Source organism: Halomonas sp., assembly GCF_029263665.1.
GTDB lineage: Bacteria > Pseudomonadota > Gammaproteobacteria > Pseudomonadales > Halomonadaceae > Halomonas.
This window is the reverse complement of record NZ_JAJUFQ010000001.1, coordinates 246,658-265,130: the sequence shown is the minus strand read 5'-3', so window position 1 is coordinate 265,130 and position 18,473 is coordinate 246,658. Positions and strand designations below refer to the sequence as shown.

18 protein-coding genes are annotated in these 18,473 nt (G+C 57.2%); 10 read left to right on the top strand and 8 right to left on the bottom strand.

Going from position 1 to position 18,473, the window contains the following annotated elements:
* The first annotated feature begins 20 nt into the window (after positions 1-20).
* The 10 genes from Q1K07_RS01155 (at position 21) to Q1K07_RS01110 (ending at position 11,776) form a co-directional block, all read left to right on the top strand.
* Positions 21-386 carry a sarcosine oxidase subunit delta gene (locus Q1K07_RS01155; RefSeq protein WP_300306549.1) on the top strand — a complete coding sequence of 122 codons (366 nt, stop codon included), beginning with the start codon at positions 21-23 and terminating at the stop codon, positions 384-386.
* Complete coding sequence (locus Q1K07_RS01150; RefSeq protein ID WP_300306546.1) at positions 383-3,421, top strand: sarcosine oxidase subunit alpha family protein; 3,039 nt, start codon at positions 383-385, stop codon at positions 3,419-3,421. Before Q1K07_RS01155 ends, Q1K07_RS01150 begins: the two co-directional genes overlap by 4 nt.
* The gene (locus Q1K07_RS01145) at positions 3,414-4,082 is read left to right on the top strand and encodes a sarcosine oxidase subunit gamma (RefSeq protein WP_300306543.1); all 669 of its coding nucleotides are present in this window, start codon (positions 3,414-3,416) and stop codon (positions 4,080-4,082) included. Before Q1K07_RS01150 ends, Q1K07_RS01145 begins: the two co-directional genes overlap by 8 nt.
* 77 nt (positions 4,083-4,159) lie before the next feature.
* Positions 4,160-5,032 carry a formyltetrahydrofolate deformylase gene (purU, locus tag Q1K07_RS01140; RefSeq protein WP_300306843.1) on the top strand — a complete coding sequence of 291 codons (873 nt, stop codon included), beginning with the start codon at positions 4,160-4,162 and terminating at the stop codon, positions 5,030-5,032.
* A 36-nt stretch (positions 5,033-5,068) separates the two neighbouring features.
* Positions 5,069-6,037 (top strand): magnesium transporter CorA family protein, encoded by a 969-nt coding sequence (locus Q1K07_RS01135; protein ID WP_300306540.1) that lies wholly within the window; start codon positions 5,069-5,071, stop codon positions 6,035-6,037.
* 103 nt (positions 6,038-6,140) lie between these two features.
* On the top strand, positions 6,141-6,839 hold the full coding sequence (gene mtgA / locus Q1K07_RS01130; RefSeq protein ID WP_300306536.1) for a monofunctional biosynthetic peptidoglycan transglycosylase: 699 nt from the start codon (positions 6,141-6,143) through the stop codon (positions 6,837-6,839).
* A gap of 29 nt (positions 6,840-6,868) precedes the next feature.
* Positions 6,869-8,023: a sugar diacid recognition domain-containing protein gene (locus Q1K07_RS01125; protein WP_300306533.1), complete on the top strand. Its 1,155-nt coding sequence runs from the start codon at positions 6,869-6,871 to the stop codon at positions 8,021-8,023.
* Positions 8,024-8,540: 517 nt separating this feature from the next.
* Complete coding sequence (locus Q1K07_RS01120) at positions 8,541-8,927, top strand: hypothetical protein (RefSeq protein ID WP_300306531.1); 387 nt, start codon at positions 8,541-8,543, stop codon at positions 8,925-8,927.
* Positions 8,928-9,623: 696 nt separating this feature from the next.
* Positions 9,624-10,985 carry a GntP family permease gene (locus tag Q1K07_RS01115; protein WP_300306528.1) on the top strand — a complete coding sequence of 454 codons (1,362 nt, stop codon included), beginning with the start codon at positions 9,624-9,626 and terminating at the stop codon, positions 10,983-10,985.
* A gap of 107 nt (positions 10,986-11,092) precedes the next feature.
* Complete coding sequence (locus Q1K07_RS01110; RefSeq protein ID WP_300306524.1) at positions 11,093-11,776, top strand: haloacid dehalogenase type II; 684 nt, start codon at positions 11,093-11,095, stop codon at positions 11,774-11,776.
* Positions 11,777-11,795: 19 nt separating this feature from the next.
* On the opposite strand, the gene Q1K07_RS01105 is transcribed toward Q1K07_RS01110, so the two are convergent.
* From Q1K07_RS01105 to Q1K07_RS01070, 8 genes are all read right to left on the bottom strand, one after another.
* Positions 11,796-12,359: a DUF3047 domain-containing protein gene (locus Q1K07_RS01105; RefSeq protein WP_300306840.1), complete on the bottom strand. Its 564-nt coding sequence runs from the start codon at positions 12,357-12,359 to the stop codon at positions 11,796-11,798.
* Between the two features lie 134 nt (positions 12,360-12,493).
* Complete coding sequence (locus Q1K07_RS01100) at positions 12,494-12,697, bottom strand: zf-HC2 domain-containing protein (RefSeq protein ID WP_300306521.1); 204 nt, start codon at positions 12,695-12,697, stop codon at positions 12,494-12,496.
* A 2-nt stretch (positions 12,698-12,699) separates the two neighbouring features.
* Positions 12,700-13,290 carry a sigma-70 family RNA polymerase sigma factor gene (locus Q1K07_RS01095; protein ID WP_300306518.1) on the bottom strand — a complete coding sequence of 197 codons (591 nt, stop codon included), beginning with the start codon at positions 13,288-13,290 and terminating at the stop codon, positions 12,700-12,702.
* Positions 13,287-13,949 carry a TIGR04282 family arsenosugar biosynthesis glycosyltransferase gene (locus Q1K07_RS01090; RefSeq protein ID WP_300306515.1) on the bottom strand — a complete coding sequence of 221 codons (663 nt, stop codon included), beginning with the start codon at positions 13,947-13,949 and terminating at the stop codon, positions 13,287-13,289. The genes Q1K07_RS01095 and Q1K07_RS01090 overlap by 4 nt, the downstream gene beginning before the upstream one ends.
* Positions 13,939-14,640: a TIGR04283 family arsenosugar biosynthesis glycosyltransferase gene (locus tag Q1K07_RS01085; RefSeq protein ID WP_300306512.1), complete on the bottom strand. Its 702-nt coding sequence runs from the start codon at positions 14,638-14,640 to the stop codon at positions 13,939-13,941. Before Q1K07_RS01085 ends, Q1K07_RS01090 begins: the two co-directional genes overlap by 11 nt.
* Positions 14,627-15,331: an ATP-binding cassette domain-containing protein gene (locus Q1K07_RS01080; RefSeq protein WP_300306509.1), complete on the bottom strand. Its 705-nt coding sequence runs from the start codon at positions 15,329-15,331 to the stop codon at positions 14,627-14,629. The genes Q1K07_RS01085 and Q1K07_RS01080 overlap by 14 nt, the downstream gene beginning before the upstream one ends.
* A 114-nt stretch (positions 15,332-15,445) precedes the next feature.
* On the bottom strand, positions 15,446-17,164 hold the full coding sequence (locus tag Q1K07_RS01075; protein WP_300306506.1) for an ABC transporter permease: 1,719 nt from the start codon (positions 17,162-17,164) through the stop codon (positions 15,446-15,448).
* A 19-nt stretch (positions 17,165-17,183) separates the two neighbouring features.
* Positions 17,184-18,470: an ABC transporter substrate-binding protein gene (locus tag Q1K07_RS01070; protein WP_300306504.1), complete on the bottom strand. Its 1,287-nt coding sequence runs from the start codon at positions 18,468-18,470 to the stop codon at positions 17,184-17,186.
* Positions 18,471-18,473 lie beyond the last annotated feature (3 nt).

Sequence of the window (18,473 nt, the reverse complement as noted above, 5' to 3'; positions counted from 1 at the left end):
GTTCGCAGAGGAGAGTCACCATGTTTCATATCTACTGCCCCTACTGCGAAGAATGGCGTGAGGAAGAAGAATTCCATGCCAAGGGCCAGGCACATATCCAGCGCCCGCTCGACCCGGAATCCTGCAGTGACGAGGAGTGGGGGGATTACCTGTTCTTCCGTGACAACCCCCGTGGCATCCACCACGAACTGTGGGTGCATGCTGTCGGTTGTCGCAAGTTCTTCAATATCACGCGTAACACCCAGAGCTACGTGATTCTCGAGACCTACAAGATGGGGGAGCAGCCGCGTTTCACCGCTGAGAACCCGAATGGAGAATCCCAGGGTGGGGCTGCCAGTGCGGACCTCGATTCACAGACAGCATCAGTACAGGAGGCTCGCGCATGAGACAGCCTAACCGCCTGAACCAGGGAGGACGGATTGATCGCTCCCAGCGTCTGACCTTCACCTTCAATGGTCAGACTTACCAGGGCTATGCCGGTGATACTTTGGCGTCGGCACTGCTGGCCAATGGTGTCGATATCGTCAACCGCAGCTTCAAGTACTCACGCGCCCGGGGCATCGTGGCGGCGGGTGCCGAAGAGCCCAATGCCGTTGTGCAGCTGGGTGAGTCTGCTGCCGAGCAGGTGCCCAACGTGCGTGCCACCCAGCAGGCCTTGTTTCAGGGGCTGAGTGCGCGTTCCACCAATGGCTGGCCCAACGTCCAGCGTGACCTGATGGGCATGATCGGCAAGCTGGGTGGCAAGATGATGCCTCCTGGCTTCTACTACAAGACCTTCATGGCACCGGCATCCATGTGGATGACCTACGAACGTTATATCCGCAAGAGCGCTGGTCTGGGACGCAGTCCCAGCGAGTCGGACCCGGATATCTACGACCACATGCATCAGCACTGTGACGTGCTGGTGATCGGCGCGGGTCCTGCTGGACTTGCCGCAGCGCTGACCGCTTCTCGCTCTGGCGCCAGAGTCATTCTGTGTGATGAGCAGGAAGAAATGGGTGGTTCGCTACTGTCCAGCCGTCAGACGCTGGACGAGCGTCCGGCGGACAAGTGGGCGTCAGATGTGCTGGAAGAGTTGGCAGATAACCCCGATGTCACGCTGTTGCCGCGCACGACGGCCAATGGCTATCACGACCACAACTTCGTCACCTTGCACGAGCGTCGTACGGAGCATCTGGGGCATACGGCACCAAGCGTGGCAGGCAAGCGCCAGGTGCGCTCACGCATGCACCGGGTGCGTGCCGGCCGGGTGGTTCTGGCTTCCGGCGCCCACGAACGGCCGCTGGTTTATGCTGGAAACGACATTCCGGGCAACATGCTGGCGTCTGCGGTTTCCACCTATATTCGCCGTTACGGCGTCGTGCCCGGCAATCAGCTGGTATTGTCCACATCCAACGATGATGGCTATCAGGCTGCACTGGACTGGCTCGAGGCCGGGCGTGAAGTGGTCGCCATCGCGGATTCCCGTCAGGCACCCAAGGGTGAGCTGGTCGAAGCGGTTCGCGCGCAAGGTGTCACGATCATCGAGGGTGCAGCAGTGATCGAGGCCCAGGGCGCCAATCGCGTCAAGGGTGTGCGCATTGCGCCTATCGATGTCGCTGGTTTCCGCATCAGTGGTGCTGTCAAAGAGTTTGCCTGTGACACAGTGGCCAGCTCCGGTGGCTTTAGCCCGGTCATTCACCTGGCATCGCATACGGGTTCTCGTCCGCAGTGGAACGACGAACTCATCGGCTTCATCCCCACCTTGCCGAAGGGCATGCTGGTGGCCGGTGGCGCTCATGGTGTCTACGAGCTGGCTGAAGCACTGCAGGATGGCGCCAATGTGGGCAGCCAGGCTGCCCAGGAGACCGGCTTCGAGGCCGTGTCGGTGATGCTCCCCAGCGTCAAGGCACGCAGTGACGGCAAGGCCATGGCATTGTTCCAGGTGCCTCATGACAAGCCGACATTGCGCGCACCGAAGCAGTTCGTCGATCTGCAGAACGATGTCACTGCAGCGGCCATCGAGCTGGCCACCCGCGAGGGCTTCGAGTCCATCGAACATGTCAAGCGTTATACGGCCATGGGCTTTGGTACCGATCAGGGCAAGCTTGGCAATATCAATGGCATGGCGATTGCTGCACGTTGCCTGAAACGCTCGATTCCAGAAGTGGGTACCACGGTATTCCGTCCTAACTACACACCGGTGACCTTCGGTGCCATTGTCGGACGCCATTGCCGTGAGCTGTTCGATCCGGAGCGCTATACCGCCCTGCATCAGTGGCATGTGGAACATGGTGCCGAATTCGAGGACGTAGGTCAGTGGAAGCGTCCCTGGTACTTCCCCAGAACGGTCAATGGCAAGCGTGAGACCATGCATGAAGCCGTGGCCCGTGAGTGTCGTGCGGTACGTGAAGGTATCGGTATCCTCGATGCTTCCACACTGGGCAAGATCGATATCCAGGGCCCGGATACCCGGGAATTCCTGGGCCGTGTCTACACCAACAAGTGGGCCAAGTTGCCAGTGGGCAAGGTTCGCTATGGCCTGATGTGTAAAGACGACGGCATGGTGATGGATGACGGTACCACCAGTTGCCTGGCGGAAGACCACTTCCTGATGACCACCTCCACTGGCGGCGCTGCTGCTGTATTGGAATGGTTGGAGCTGTGGCACCAGACCGAGTGGCCGGAGCTGGATGTGACGTTCTCTTCGGTGACAGATCATTGGGCCACCATGACCATCACCGGGCCCAAGGCACGGGACCTGCTGGCTGAGCTGTCGGACATCGATCTTGATCGTGAAGCCTTCCGTTTCATGGACTGGCGTGAAGGCAAGGTCGCTGGCGTACCGGCACGTGTGTTCCGTATTTCCTTCACCGGTGAGCTGGCCTACGAGATCAACGTTCAGGCACGTGCTGCCATGCACGTGTGGAAGGCGCTGTTCGCTCACGGCGAGAAGTACGACCTGACGCCTTACGGTACCGAAACGATGCACGTACTGCGTGCCGAGAAGGGCTTCATCATCGCTGGCCAGGATACCGATGGCTCGGTGACCCCGGAGGATCTGGGCATGCAGTGGGCGGTCGGCTACGACAAGCCGTTCTCCTGGATTGGCAAGCGAGCGTTGACGCGTCCCGATACGGCACGCAAGGACCGCAAGCAGATGGTTGGCCTGAAGCCGAAGGATAGCGCTGTGGTTCTGGAGGAAGGGGCCCAGATCGTCTTCGATCCTGGCCATGCGATCCCCATGCCCATGATGGGACATGTGACCTCCAGCTATTACAGCCCAACGCTGGATTCCGGATTTGCCCTGGCACTGGTCAAGGGTGGCCACGAGCGCATGGGGCAGACCGTCTACCTGCCCATGGCCGATGGCAAGGTCCACGAAGCCGAAATCGTCAGCCCGATCTTTCTCGATCCCAAGGGAGAGCGCCAGAATGTCTGAGTCCGTCAACCACACTGACCGCGCCAATACGTACGATGCCTGCCCGGGCGCCGATATTGCCCAGGAATCGCCGTTGGCCTGGTCATTCTTCAACAGCGGGGCTCCGGCCCCGCGACCCAACAGCCGTGTGGTCCTGCGCGAGTTGGCGGACCGGGATCACCTGATCCTGCGTGGTGGTGCCATCGTCCTCGATGAAGCCGTGCGCCAGGTATTTGGAGTGAGCTTACCGGCACGCCCACAGCAGTTGGTCGTCTTCAATGGTGGCGTCAGCAGCCTGCAATGGTTGTCGCCGGATGAATGGCTGCTGATTGTGCCGTTCGGCCAGGCTTATCGCGTCGAGACGGAACTGCGTCAGGTGCTGGGAGGTGCTTCCGTGGCGATCAGCGATGTCAGCGCCGGCCAGACACTGGTCGAGCTGCACGGCGAAGATCTGGCCATGCGCGAGTTGCTGATGAAGTCGGTGGCTTACGATGTGCATCCCCGTAACTTCCCGCCTGGCAAGGGCGTGACCGTGGTGATGGCCAAGTCCAGCGCTATCCTGCGGCGTCCGGATGATAGCCGCTGGGAACTGGTGATTCGGCGCAGCTTTGCCGATTATCTGTATCGCTGGCTGCTGGATGCTGGTGAAGAGTTCGAGATTGGTGTTGATCGAAACAGTTGATCGAAATAGCTGATCGAAACAGTTGAGCGGAGAGCAGAGCCATGTCGCTGACCAGTGCAGTGAAAGAGATCCGGGCAATGAGAGAAGGGACCTGGATCCTGACAGCCCAGTGTCCCAGTCGCTTGGGTACCGTGGATGTGGTAACCCGTTTCCTGCGTGAACAGGGCTGCTACATCACCGAGCAACAGTCTTTCGATGATAGTGCGTCCGAGCGCTTTTTCATTCGCACTGAGTTTCGCCCCCTGGATGTTGATCAGGGGGGGGAGTTTGACGCGGCGGCCTTCGAGGCCGCCTTTACCCATCGGGCATCCAGCTTCGACATGACATTCGAACTGACACCTCCGGAGCGTCTGGTGCCGGTGGTGATCATGGTGTCGAAGGCTGATCACTGTCTCAACGACCTGCTCTATCGTTATCGAACAGGACAGTTGCCGATCAGCATCAAGGCGGTGATTTCCAATCATCCGGATCTGGCACCGCTGGCTGAGTGGCATGGTCTCGACTATCACCATCTGCCGATCACTGCCGACACCAAGCCTGAGCAGGAACAGGCGGTGTGGAACATTATCGAGGAGTGTGGTGCAGAACTGGTGATCCTGGCTCGCTACATGCAGGTGCTGTCGAGCGACATGTGCGAGCGCCTGTCGGGGAAAGCCATCAACATCCACCACTCCCTGTTGCCTGGCTTCAAGGGCGCCCGGCCTTATCATCAAGCCTTCGAGAAGGGCGTCAAGCTGGTAGGGGCTACGGCGCACTATATCAACGATGACCTGGATGAAGGTCCGATCATCACCCAGGGCGTGGAAGCGGTGAGTCATGCGGACACAGCAGAAGACCTGGTGGCCCGTGGGCGCGATATCGAATGCTTGACCCTGGCTCGGGCTGTCGCTCTTCATGTGCAGCGCAGGGTATTCCTCAACGGCAATCGCACGGTAGTCTTTCAGCGTTGATCACCATTCGGTTGATCGCGACGAGGGAGAAGTGCGGTGAAGGTATTCCTGTTGCGTGGGGATGGTAGCGAGGTCCGTGGCGGTTTCGAGTTGCTCGAGGAGTGGCAAGCCTCGAGCGATAGTCATATCTGGGTGGATATGTACCGCCTCTCGGAAGAAGATGAAAATCGTATTGCTGCGGTTTTCGGCCTGCACCACCTGGTGATGACCGATGCCAGGAGGCAGAGTCATCCTCCCAAGCTGGAAGTGTTCGATGACCACCTGTTCATACTGTTGAAGGGGCTGGGTGCAGAGAGCCGAGGACTGGACTTCGGTTGTCTGCAGCTGGCCATGTTTGCCGGTGAGCGTTTTCTCGTCACCCGGCATGACAAGAGATCGGTGAGCCTGGATAGCTGGTCCGAGTCGCCCCGCCTGTCAGAAGTCTTGAAGCAGAGTGGTATCATGCTGGCGCTGGGGATATCGACCTCGGTGGCGCGGCGCTATATCGACCTGCTGGCGGAATTCGAACCTAGCATGGCGGCGCTGGAAGACCTGCTGCAGGAAAAACCCAGCGACGCGACCATGCGTGAACTGACGCTGTATCGCACACGTCTGCGCAAGATGCGTCGGGATTTCAACTATCACTGCCGAATATTCGAGACGCTGCGCGAAGAACAGGCGGTGTTCTTCCATGGCCGCAAGGGCCGCTATAAACACGTACTCACCGATACCTACGAGAAGTACGAACGGCTGCTGAGCCTGTGCACCATGTATTATGAGCAGGCCGGCGATCTGGTCGATGGTTATCTATCCCTGAGCTCGCATGAGCTCAACAACACCATGCGACTGCTCACCTTATTGACCGCGATCTTCGTTCCTCTTGGCTTCCTGGCAGGCCTGTACGGAATGAACTTCGACTACATGCCCGAGCTTCATTACCGCTGGGGATACTTCGTATTGCTGGGTGTCATGGGTACCTTGATCGTCACCTTGCTGGTCGTTTTCCGGCGCATGCGCTGGCTCTGATCAATAGGTGAAGCATTAACTGCCCAGGCTCTCCATTGATACAGGCATTCATGCTGCACTTGCCTATATACTGGGGCGAAATTTGTCTGTGTCGGGCCGAAGAATGAGTGATTGGTGGCGTCCTGTCTCTAGAATCGCGTTGCGTGGGCTACTGGCTTTTGTGCTGGGGTCGGTGCTGCTGGTACTGGTCTTTCGCGTAGTGCCGGTGTTCGGCTCCATGGTCATGTTCGAACGTGAAGTGTCTTCTTGGTTCTCGGGTGAACCACTGGACATACAGCAGAGCTGGCGCCCTTGGGATGAGCTTTCCGATTACGCCAAGCTGGCGGTAATTGCCGCGGAAGATCAGCGCTTTCCCCAACACCATGGATTTGACTTCGTTGAATTACGTCGGGCTATCAAGAAAGGGATGAATGGCGGTTCCCTGCGTGGTGCCAGTACCATCAGTCAACAAACGGCCAAGAACCTGTTCCTGTGGACAGGCCGGGATTGGGTTCGCAAGGGTTTCGAGGCCTGGTTCACCACGCTGATTGAACTACTGTGGCCGAAAGAACGTATTCTCGAGGTCTATCTCAATATTGTCGAATTCGACCGTGGAGTCTTCGGCCTTCAGGCTGCCAGTCGCCATTATTTCGGGGTCGATGCTGATCAGCTCAGTGCCGATCAGGCTGCGCGCCTCGCTGCGGTACTCCCCAACCCCCTTGAACGCAGCGCTTCCAGCCCAGGTCCGGCCACTGCCGGCCATGCCAACTGGATTCGCCGTCAGATGAGCAATCTGGGGCTTGGGTATCTCGATAAACTGTGATCGTGTCGCTTGTGCCGATGGTAAATCCTATGCTTCTGGATGCGGAACTCGCTCAGCAGATCATTGACAAGACTCAAGGTATCCTTGATGCCAACATCAATGTCATGGATACCCGTGGCGTCATCATTGCCAGTGGCGATCGCTCTCGCTTGGGGCAACTGCATGATGGCGCGGTGTTGGCACTGAAACGCCAGCAGCAAGTGGTGATCACGGTTGACGACCAGAAGACCCTGCAGGGGGTGAAGCCTGGCATCAATGCACTGCTGAAATGCCATGCTGAAACCGTGGGAGTGCTCGGTGTCACGGGAGACCCGGCCAGGATTCGCCAGTATGTCGCACTGGTCAAGATGGCTGCCGAGATGCTGGTGGAGCAGGCTGCGTTCATGGACCGGCTGCAGTGGGACAAACGTCACAAGGAAGGCTTCATCCTGGCCTGGATCCAGCGTGAGCTGAGTGAAGAGCAGCTCCAGAGTTGGGCGGTGCGACTGGGTATCAATATTCATGAGCCGCGGGTGGCGGTCTTGATCGAACTGGGCAAGGCGAGCCCCATGTCCAATCTCAGTGACATGCAGCAGGTGATTGAACTGCTGGAGTTTCCCAGTCGCGACAATCTGGTGGCCATGGTCTCGACCCGCCAGCTGGTAGTGCTCAAACCCTGCAGCGCACCAAGAGGTGGCCAACCCTGGGGAGAGCGAGAGAGCCAGCGTATCGATGTACTGATGGAACGTCTGGAAGACCGGGGAATTGGTCAGGTCAAGGTTGCCCTGGGACAATTCTTTCCTGATCCTGCCCTGTTGCCGCTTTCCTTCGAGAGCGCTTGTCAGGTGATGCAGACAGGCAAGCTGCAGAACCCTGAATCGAGCAAATATCTATTCGATGAGCTTCGTCTGCCTGTATTGCTGGCCCCCTTGGCGGACAAATGGCAAGGGGCTCAGTTGAAGAAGGCCATCGAAGCATTACGTAAGCAGGATACTTCAGGAAAGTTACTCAAGACCCTGCATGCACTTTATCTCCACCAAGGCAGCCTGACCCAATGCGCTCAAGCGCTGCATGTGCATCGCAATACACTGCGTTATCGCCTGAATCGCATTCATGACATCACGGGAATTTCCCCCCATCACTTTACTGGACTAGTGGAGCTGTATCTGGGAATACAGCTACAGGTGTCCGGGGGCGAGGGATAAACATAGTGCCATATAATGGCACTCTGCTCCTTTCTACTATATAGCCTTATCATGATAGAGTATTAAAAAAAGATTGCTATTGTGCACATTCAGTATTTATTGGGTGGAATGGTTTTCCGTTTCTCAAGATTTTGTAATTTCTCTGAAAAAGTGTGCTATTTAGAATATAGTAAATAATATTAATCATGACGCGTAGCCTATATCTCCTATATCCACGATGCTCTTTGCAAGACCTGTCAGGAATCCGTAAGTAGAGAGAGGTGTGAAAAGGAGAAGGTGTGATTTTTGTTTTTTAATATATTCATGGGCTTATCGAATAAGGCATGCATTGTCTTGGTATCATCAAGTGAATGCGAAATGAAGGAAATAACTTGTCTCGTCCCTTGGCATATATCAAGACGAGATACCTGGGGCTGATTCTGACGCTGGATGAAGAGTCAAAGGGAATACAATATTCAGGGCTGATCCATTGAAATGGGACAGGGTGACGATGGCTACCTGAAACAGGAGAAAGAAAATGATTTCATTCAAGCACCTACTTCCTATAAGCCTCAGTAGTAGTGATGAATCATTTGTCATCAAGAAGCATATATTGGGGTGTCCGGAAGGTTACTTGCAAGGTCTGTATATCTATAGAGATTACTCTCTATATCGAATTTTATCATTTGAATGGGGGTATGAAGCAGATGTGGTAAAGAGATTGATACTTCAGCACAAAAGGCTCATGAATACTGATGACTTCAATATCTGGTTTGATGGGTGCTTCCCGGAAATGATCATGCAGTTGTCAAGAAAACAGCTGGAACTCATCTTCCAGCATCGGTCATATATGATCAGGGATGTCTTCAGAAGAAGAGAACTACGCTACTGGGACATGGCAAGGATGTCTGGAGAAGGCTACTAGGTTCTGTACGAAAAGTGCCTGCACTTGCTCATGCTGTGTTGGACTTGATCGCAAAATGCTCATTTACACCCCGTAAACTCCGCTATTTCGATCAATTCCGCCTTGCCTGACCATCGTTCGCCGACTTTTCGTACAGACCCTAGAATGAGAGACACACGGCATAAATGCCAGTGCGTGAAGAACACAGGGCCATAACCACCACTCTCGGTAATACCCTTCGAGTCAAGTGCAGGATGTTTCAAAATTGCTCTCTGAGCGTTGGTGGTGCGCCAGCCGCCCCAATCTCCCCATAGACTCAGTCGCTGTGGGCCTTGTACGAACTTCACGGGTGAGGGAAGAGTGACTGCTCGTCAATAAATGCTTGAAACGCGCTTTTGTCAACATGCACAAATTCTAATGCCTGAATTTGGCTATTCTCTATTCGTCAGCACAGCGCTTGCCAACAAAGGGTTGGGCATACTCCGCTCGGGAGCAATGTGCATGGAGGCGTTGCCAGCTCAAGTGTGATTGGCTCCTGCCAAAGGAAACACTGTATAAATGCCTACGCAGGCGAACAGCTGCGTTGCGCGGTGCTCGAAGACTCGCCTAACCCCATGTTATGTCTCGCCTTCTGTGCTCCGTGCGCCTTGCTCTTCATCCTGCTCGTCTATTTATTCAGCGCTTCCCAAATATAGTGATAACACCAACGGAGCCCACATGAGTCTGATTCTGATATTGCTGGCGGTGATCGTATTCATCGTCCTGGCCACCAGCAAGTTCAAGGTTCATCCTTTTCTTGCCCTGCTGGCTGCGGCCTTCATTGCTGCCTTTGCCTATCGGCTGCCGCTGGATACCATTGCCGACACCATCACCTCGGGGTTTGGTGGCATTCTCGGCTATATCGGTCTGGTCATCGTGCTGGGCACCATCATCGGGGTGATTCTGGAGAAGAGTGGAGCGGCCATCACCATGGCCGATGTGGTCATTGCCAAGCTGGGAGATCGCTTTCCCAATCTGACCATGTCGATCATCGGCTATATCGTTTCCATACCGGTGTTCTGTGATTCCGGCTTCGTCATTCTCAATTCGCTCAAGGAATCTCTGGCCAAGAAGCTCGAAACATCTCCGATTGCCATGAGCGTGGCGTTGGCTACGGGGCTTTATGCAACCCACACGTTTGTACCGCCAACTCCCGGCCCGATTGCGGCAGCGGGGAATCTTGGGCTTGAATCCAACCTCGGACTGGTTATCGGTGTCGGTGTGGTAGTCGCAGCGACTGCCGCACTGGCCGGGCTGTTGTGGGCCGGGTTGTTTTCTCATACCCAACCTGATGTGGAAAACCCAGCACTGGAAGATGATGCGCACCATCAGGACTGGGAAGCGCTCAAAGCATCCTATGGTCAATTGCCTAGCCCGGCCATGGCCTTTGCCCCGATTTTTGTCCCCATCCTGCTGATCTGCATCGGCTCCATCGTGCGCTTGCCAGCGGCGCCGTTGGGCGAGGGAGATCTGGCGGCATTGCTCAGTTTTCTAGGACAGCCGCTCACAGCTCTGGTCATAGGTCTGCTGCTGTCGTCCTTGCTGCTCAAGGGGGGCAACAAGGTCGAGCAGTTCAGCCAGCGTATTGGCGATGGCATCGTCGCTGCAGCACCGATTCTGCTGATCACCGGTGCCGGTGGTGCCTTTGGTGCTGTGCTCAAGGCCACGCCACTGGGAGACTATCTGGGAGAAACGCTGTCGGCGCTGGGCGTGGGCATCTTCATGCCGTTCATCGTATCGGCGGCACTCAAGAGTGCCCAAGGTTCTTCGACGGTGGCACTGGTCACCACTTCAGCGTTGGTGGCTCCCATGCTGGGAGACCTGGGGCTGAACTCAGAAATGGGCCGCGTGCTGGCCGTGATGGCCATCGGCGCAGGTGCGATGACAGTGTCTCATGCCAACGATAGTTTCTTCTGGGTGGTGTCGCAGTTCAGCCGCATGAGCGTGGGACTGGCCTATCGTGCTCAGACCATGGCAACCCTGGTGCAGGGTGTGACGGCGATGGTGCTGGTGTATATGTTGTCGCTGATCCTGTTGTAGAGGAAACGCGGCATAAACTTGGATGTGGCTGCGCGTCTGATCCATGCTGTGACTATGGTGTGATTTATGGTTCGCGATTCATGACGGGCGGTTAAAAGGAATCAACCATGGCGACGGTATTGGCTTTCGACGTGTATGGGACGCTGATCGACACCCACGGTGTGGTGACAGAACTCGAGAATCGGTTGACGGGCGACGACAGGGCCGCCCAGGCCCAGGAGTTTTCCCGCCGCTGGCGTGACAAGCAGCTGGAATATAGCTTTCGGCGCAGCGTGATGGGGGCCTGGGCGGATTTTTCCGAGTGCACCCAGGCTGCGCTGGAGTTCACTGATCGTGTCCTGCAGACAGGGCTATCCGAAGGTGACAAGGACCATCTGATGATGGCCTATGACAGTTTGCCAGCTTTCGAGGAAGTATCGACGGCACTGGAGCGTTTTCACGAGGCTGGACTGACCTGCGTGGCCTTTTCCAATGGCAGCCGCAAGGCGGTGGAAGGACTCTTGCAGCATGCCGGAGTGCTCGAGCGTTTCGATGATGTGATCAGTGTCGAGGAGGTCAAGCGCTTCAAGCCGGATCCGGCGGTCTATGCCTACCTGAGAAGTCGGCTCGAAGTGGCACCAGGGGATACCTGGCTGATTTCCAGCAATGCCTTTGATGTCATCGGTGCGCGGCATGCGGGGTTGCATGCCGCATGGGTGCGGCGCAGTCTGGAGGCGCCCTTCGATCCCTGGGGGATTGAGCCGGACATGACGGTGACAGGACTCGACGACCTGGCAGACCAACTGGCCTGAAGGGGCGCGGCTGCAATCACTATGGGCACTGTGGCGGATTGGCGTCGCTGGTGAGTTCCATCTTGCTGAACCAGGCGGTGGCATTGACGCTGGCATTGTCGCCGTCACTCATCAGTGCGAGTCCATCGATCTGAGTGGGCTTTGCACCGAACAAGCGCTGATAGTCGGCCGCGATGTTACGGACTTCCCCTACCCATTGTCCGACCTGTTCATTTCCGCTTTGCAAGGCCAGCAACACGGCCCTGTCGGTAAAGGCATTGGGCCAACTGGTATTGATGGGCTGGTTCGATGACCACACGTAGTTGACCGATTCCACCTGCCAGGGCAGCACCCCAGTCTTGCGGGCGACATACACCCGTGCCGGGTAATCATCGCCACTCTTGCTTTGTTCATTCAAGCCTGAATGCACACCAGATATTTGCCAGCACCAGCGCAGGTAGGGGGTCTCTCGCAGGTCAATCTTACGCTCTAGATACTTGGCTGATGCCTGGCGGTTGGCTTGTGCCATTAGCACTGTCATACCGTCATGTTGTGTCAGGCGGTAGTCGCTTGATCCTGAAAAGGACTTTTCTGGCCAAGCCATCATGTCTTCGGGGCTTATATGAATATCAGCAGCAAGGGCGACCCCGTTAACCGATAAAAGCACTGGAAAAAGAAACATGCGGGAAATGACAGATGGAATGGCCGGCATGGCGATGTCTCCGAAGTGATTGTTGTCTAGGATGTGTCGGACGGATCGTTCTTGGAGGGTGCTTGATCGAAGTGCTCGCCAGCACGGTGAAGCAGTTGGAACTGCTTTTCACAGCGACGGCAGGCCCCGCATAACAGCAAATGAAAGCGCAGAGTCAGGCGCTCGCGGGAGGTTAAAGGAGTGTCAAGCTGTTTCGACAGCAGCTTGGTGGCCGTTTTGCAGTCCTTCATGCTCATGCAGTTTCCTCCAGCCAGCCTTTCTCTATGCAGGCGCGTAGTTTCAAGCGGGCACGATGCAATATCACCCAAGCATTAGTTTCCTTGATGCCGACTTCCTTACAGATCTCTTCAGTGGACAGCCCCATCAATTCGCGTAGGGAAAACACCCGCGCAACGTTGTCGGGCAGTGCCAGCATGCAGGCGTCGAAGACTTGCCAGAAATGCTCGTTTTCAAAAGCCTGGTCGGGGTCACCCCAGGCTTGGGGCCTGGAAGCTTCATGCCAGTGACCATCCTGGAGAAACATGCGATCAATCGCTTCATCATTGGTTTCGTCGCTGAAGGGCTCCCATCTTCCCATGCGTTTCTGTTGACGCATCTGGTCGAGCAGCTTGTATTTGAGAATGCCGAATACCCAGGTTTCGTAACCGGAACGTCCAGAGAAACTGTCGTTTTTTTCGATGGCGGAAATCAAGGCTTCCTGGACGGCATCCTCGGCGGCGGCATGATCGCGCAGGTGAAGGCGGGCGAAAGATAGCAGCCGTGGTCGCACGGCAGCGAGCTTGGCATGACGGTCTTCCATGGTGTCGGAGGTATCAACGGTCACAACGAGATCTCCAGGGAGTTGAGTTCCTTGTTCGTGAGGTGCATCAGGTCTTCGGGAGTATCGAGGTCTCGGACTTGTGCAGGGCAGGACAACGACCATCCGAGTCTTGCCAGCCGGTCCCGGGTTTGTGCCATGACCTGAGAGGTACCCCAGGATATGCCAGAGAATAGTTCGGGGTCTGTTCGGCGAACTCCCACTAGAGCATAGCCGCCGTCCATGGCGGGAAGGAAGACACTATCTGCATGATTTAATTGCTGGAAACAAAGAATCAGAATATTCCTACAAAGAGCAGGGCAGTCGGTGCCAATAAGCAGGCCCGGTTTCTCCATGCACTGCAGTGCATGGTGCATGCGGGCTCCAAGATCTCCGGAAGGTTGGACGCGCAGTGTGATGCCATAAGTGTCGGCCAAGGAAAGAAACAGTGGGTGCTGGTGATCCAGTGCTGTCCACAGGGTAACGTTGGCAGCGGACGTGGTTTCCAGTGCGGTGGCCAGGGTCAACTCAATCAGCCTGGCTTGCAGGCGAGCTGCGCCTTCTGCTCCAAGTGCCGGGATCATGCGGGTCTTGGCTTTTCCTGGAAGTGGTGCCTTGGCCATGATGGCCAGGGGAAAATTCTCTTGAGAGGCAGGGGATGCCGAAAGGGCATGATCAGCGGACATGACGATAGTACTCGGCTAGTTGTTGGGGGGATGCACCACGCCAGTAGCGCCACCTGAGTTGCCACATCAACCATATCGTTGCTAACACCCCATGTTTTTCCCAACGTCTTCCGTCGGTGATCACACGCTGCTTGAGGCAGGTGGGAGGCGACAGGCGTTTCAATCTGCGAGAGATTTCCACATCTTCCATCAAAGGCTGGTCTGGAAAGCCACCGACTTCGTTAAAGGCTTGGAAAGTCATGAAGATAGCCTGATCTCCGGTGGCAATGCCGGTCAGTCGGGAGCGCAGGTTCATGGCGTGGGCGATGATGCCAAATAGAGGCGAACGGCCCTGGATGCTGACATTGAAGCGTCCCCACATATTATTGATGAGTGCCCCGGAGACGGCTTCCGTGGCATTCGCTGGCAGTCGAGTATCGGCATGCAGGAACAGGAGATTCATGGAGCGGGCTGCCTGAGCACCATGGTTCATTTGCCGTGCCCGACCGGGGGCAGAGATCAGCACCTGGTCTGCCAGCGGTATGGCCAGGGTAACCGTCGCATCCTGGCTACCGCCATCGACCACGATCAGTTCTGCTCCCTGCGTGCGAAAGGGGGCTAGCGCTGCCAATTGTGCCTCAATGATATCCGCTTCATTCAAGGCAATGATGATGATCGATAAATGGAAGTCGTGATGCTCAACGCTTTGCATGCTGCAGTCCTGGAGCCGATGATTGCGCGTTGGAAGGAGAACTTAGCATCCCGTCATGCTCAGACTCCCTGGCGGGGAGCAGTTCGATCACGGCATCTCCTGTTGCTTCGGCATCCGCATGATCATGCGTCACCATCAGGGCGGGTAACCCACGGGCGCGAATACGCTCGAAGACCAGTTGGCGCATGTCATGGCGTAGTGCAGCATCGAGCTTGGAAAAAGGCTCGTCCAACAGCATGGCATGGGGTTGAGAAAGCAGCACCCGCATCAGGGCCACCCGGGCTTTCTGGCCACCGGACAGGGTGGCCGGGTCACGCTTGGCGAATCCGGCCAGACCGATATCCGCCAAGGCCGACTCAATCCGCCGACGACGCTCGGAGCGCTTGATCGAGGCTGGCATGCCAAAGGCCAGGTTGCCCCCCACATTGAGATGAGGGAACAGCAGCGGATCCTGGAACAACAGGCCAAGGTGGCGTTGCTGGGCGGGCAAGCCAGTCAGCTCACGTTGGCCCAGATATACATGGCCGGTGGCTCGAAAGGCAGGGGCGAGGAAACCTGCCGCATAGGCCAACAGGGTTGATTTACCGACGCCGGAGGGGCCCATGACGCTGACGATCTCGCCGGGAGCGATCCGGGCATTCAAGGTGATCAGGCGGTGGCCGTCGAGGTCGATAGCAACGTTGTCGAACACTAGTGAGTCGCTGAAGGAGCTTGATGAATCTGGCGGCATATAGGGGCGCATATCAAGTTGATGATTCTAACTTTAGAGGATGTTGGCGTAGTTGGAGTGATGGGCATTCGTTAATCAGTTCCGCCGCGCACGGCGGCGGTGGTGAAGCAAGCGCGGTAGCCATAGCGCGATGGCAAAGCCCAAGGCTGGCAGCAGCAATTGGGCAAGAGCATAGACAGCGGTCAGGCGTCGGTCCCCTCCCGATGCCAGGGTGATGGCTTCGGTGGTCAGGGTGGTCAGGCGTCCAGCGCTCAGCAACAGGGTTGGCAGGTATTGGCCAATGCTGACAGCCAACCCTACCGCCATGGCGACAGCGATAGGCGCCAGCAACATGGGCAGGCGCACGCGCACGAAGGTATAGGCCGGGGAGCGGCCCAAAGCAGCAGAAAGCTGCGACCAGCGTGGGTCCAGACGCCGGTAGCTTTCGGCCAGGGACAGGAACACATAGGGCAACACGAACAGGCAATGTCCCAGGGCAGCGGAAAAGAACCCGGGGGAGAGTGCGAAGCGTGCCTGCAGTTGAGCCTGCAGTTGTACCAGACCGAAGAGAAAGGCAACAGGAGGCACCAGCAGTGGCAGGTAGAGAACCAGGCTGGCACCTGTTCCCATTGTGCGTCGATTGACGGTTTCATGTTCCAGGCAACCCACCACCAGCAAGCTGGAAAGCAGGGTGGAGCTGAGCGCCAGTGCCAGTGTGGTGAGAGTAGCAGGCCATAGGCCGTCGAGTGCACGTTGCCAGTTGGCCAGACTCAAGGGGGTTGGCCAGAGCACAGGAAAAGGCCACCAGGTAGCCAGCGACCACAGTATCAGAGCGATCAGGCTGGCTCCGAGCAGGGTGACGCTGATCCATGCTGAGCCACCGCCAAGCCATTGGCCTAGGCGATGTGCCGTATGACGTCGACCATCGGTCAGCCAACGCCGACCAAGGCAGGCAACAAGGCACTCCATCAGCCACCAGCCTGCCAGGGCAAGCAGTGTGATGCCAAGTTGAGTCAGAGCGGCGGCGGAGGCCATGAAACGCTTGGACAGGTCTGGATCATTCAACCAGTGCACCACGCTTACCGCTAGCGGCGGAGGTGTTGAAGGGCCGAGAATCATGGCGACATCGACATTGGCGGAAGCGAAGGCAATCACGGCATAGACGGGAAGACGGATCAACGGATAGAGCGTCGGAAGAACTGCCTTGAGAAAGGCGGTGGTCGGGGCATAGCCCAGGGAACGGGCAAGGTGGGTACGTTGCTCGGCCTGGCATTGGGACAGCGCGGCAAGACTCATCAGCAGCAGGAAAGGCACTTCCTTGATCACCAGCCCTGCGATCAGCGCGATCCCCCAGCCATCACCGGGAAACAGATAGTCCGGCGGTGAGTGAAAACCGCTCAGGCCGGGAGAAACCAAGCGCATGGCCAGCCCCGAAGGGGCAAGCAGGAAGGCCAGACCGATGGCCGCTGCGGCATGGGGAACGGCAAGCAGCGGCGACAACAGCCGTCTTAACCAGATGAAGGCCCGGCTATCGGCAAAGGCACCGAGAAACAGCACCACGATGGTCAGAGCGAGTGCAGTGCTGGCGATGCCCGTGACCAGGCTCAAGCGGATCATTGAGCCCAGCCCGGGGGTGTCCCAGAGTGCGCGCCAGGGATCCAGGCTCAGGGTTTTGCCCCCCAACACTGGCAACCAGCCGAATGCTGGCCCGGCAGCTCCGGCCAGCCCCACCAGTATCGGGACGATCAACAGAGTGGCCGTGGCCAGGGGGGCCAGCACCAGCAGTCGGGCGTAGGTGGATGGACGAACCGTCACCTGACTGTCCGGGAGGTGATCAGCGTTGGCCATAATGCTTGAGCCAGCCAGCCTCCGCCGCTTCCATCCAGCTCGGATGAGGTTCCGGAAGCGTCTGGCTCAGGGCTTGTGTGGGCAGGCGGGCAGCCTGGTCATCCGCAGGGGTGAGAGCCTGCTTCTGGGATTCGCTCAATACTTCCAGATCCAGCACGGTAGGGTCGCCCCAGACATCGAGACGCTGCTTGTACGCCTGGGCCTCGGGTGACAGCAGGAAGTTGGCCGTGACCATGGCACCGGCCTTGTGGCTGGCATTGAAGGGGATGGCGACAAAATGGACATTGCCGATGCTGCCTCCATCGAGCACATAGCTGCGTGTGGAGGGGGGCAACTGGTAACTGGACACCGCTGCAGCCGGTTCTGCCGGGTTGAAGGTAAAGGCCAGCCATACTTCTCCATCTCCCATCAGGCTCTTGAGCTTGGGACCTGAGGCGGGGAAGTGGCGCCCCTTGCGCCACAGATAAGGGTGCAACTGGTCCAGATAATCCCACAAGGGTGCAAGTACGGTGTCCGCATCGGCTTCACTGGCAGGGTGGGCAAGTACCTCCGGGTCCTCGGTCAGCGCGATCAGGGCCTGCTTGAGAAACGTCGAGCCGAGGAAATCCGGGACCAATGGGTAGGTGAAGCGCCCCGGGTGTTGCCGGGTCCAATCCAGCAACTCGGTCATGCTGCGTGGTGGCGAATCAACCTTGTCGGCGTCGTAGTAGAAGGTAAGCTGGGCCTTGCCCCAGGGCGATTCATAGCCCTCTGTTGCTACCGTGAAGTCGGTTGTCATCTCCGTATGAGTGTCGGGAGATGTCAGCGCGAAATTGGGCAAGCGCTCTGCCATGGGGCCGAACAGTAGATCGTTCTTCTTCATCGCGGCGAAGTTCTCGCCGTTGATCCAGATCAGGTCGATAGCGCCCTGTTCATCGTTACCTGCGGCTTTCTCTGCCACGACCCGCGATACGGCAGCTGCAGTATCGTCCAGTTTGACGTGCACCAGATCGATGTCATACGCACTCTTGAGCTGAGCCCCGACCCAACTGATGTAGGCATTGACATTGGTATCTCCTCCCCAGGCATTCCAGTACACGGTCTGGCCATGGGCAGCGTTCTCGATGGCGGCCCAGTCTTGCAGCTCATCGCTGGGTGCCATTGTCGTGCTGGATAGGGCCGTGCTGGACAGGGCTGCGCTGAACAGCGTTGCCAACGCCAGTGCCGAGACGAGACCAAGGAGACGCAATGGCGAGAACTTCTGTCGGGAGAAGTGCTGTGAGGGATATGACATCAG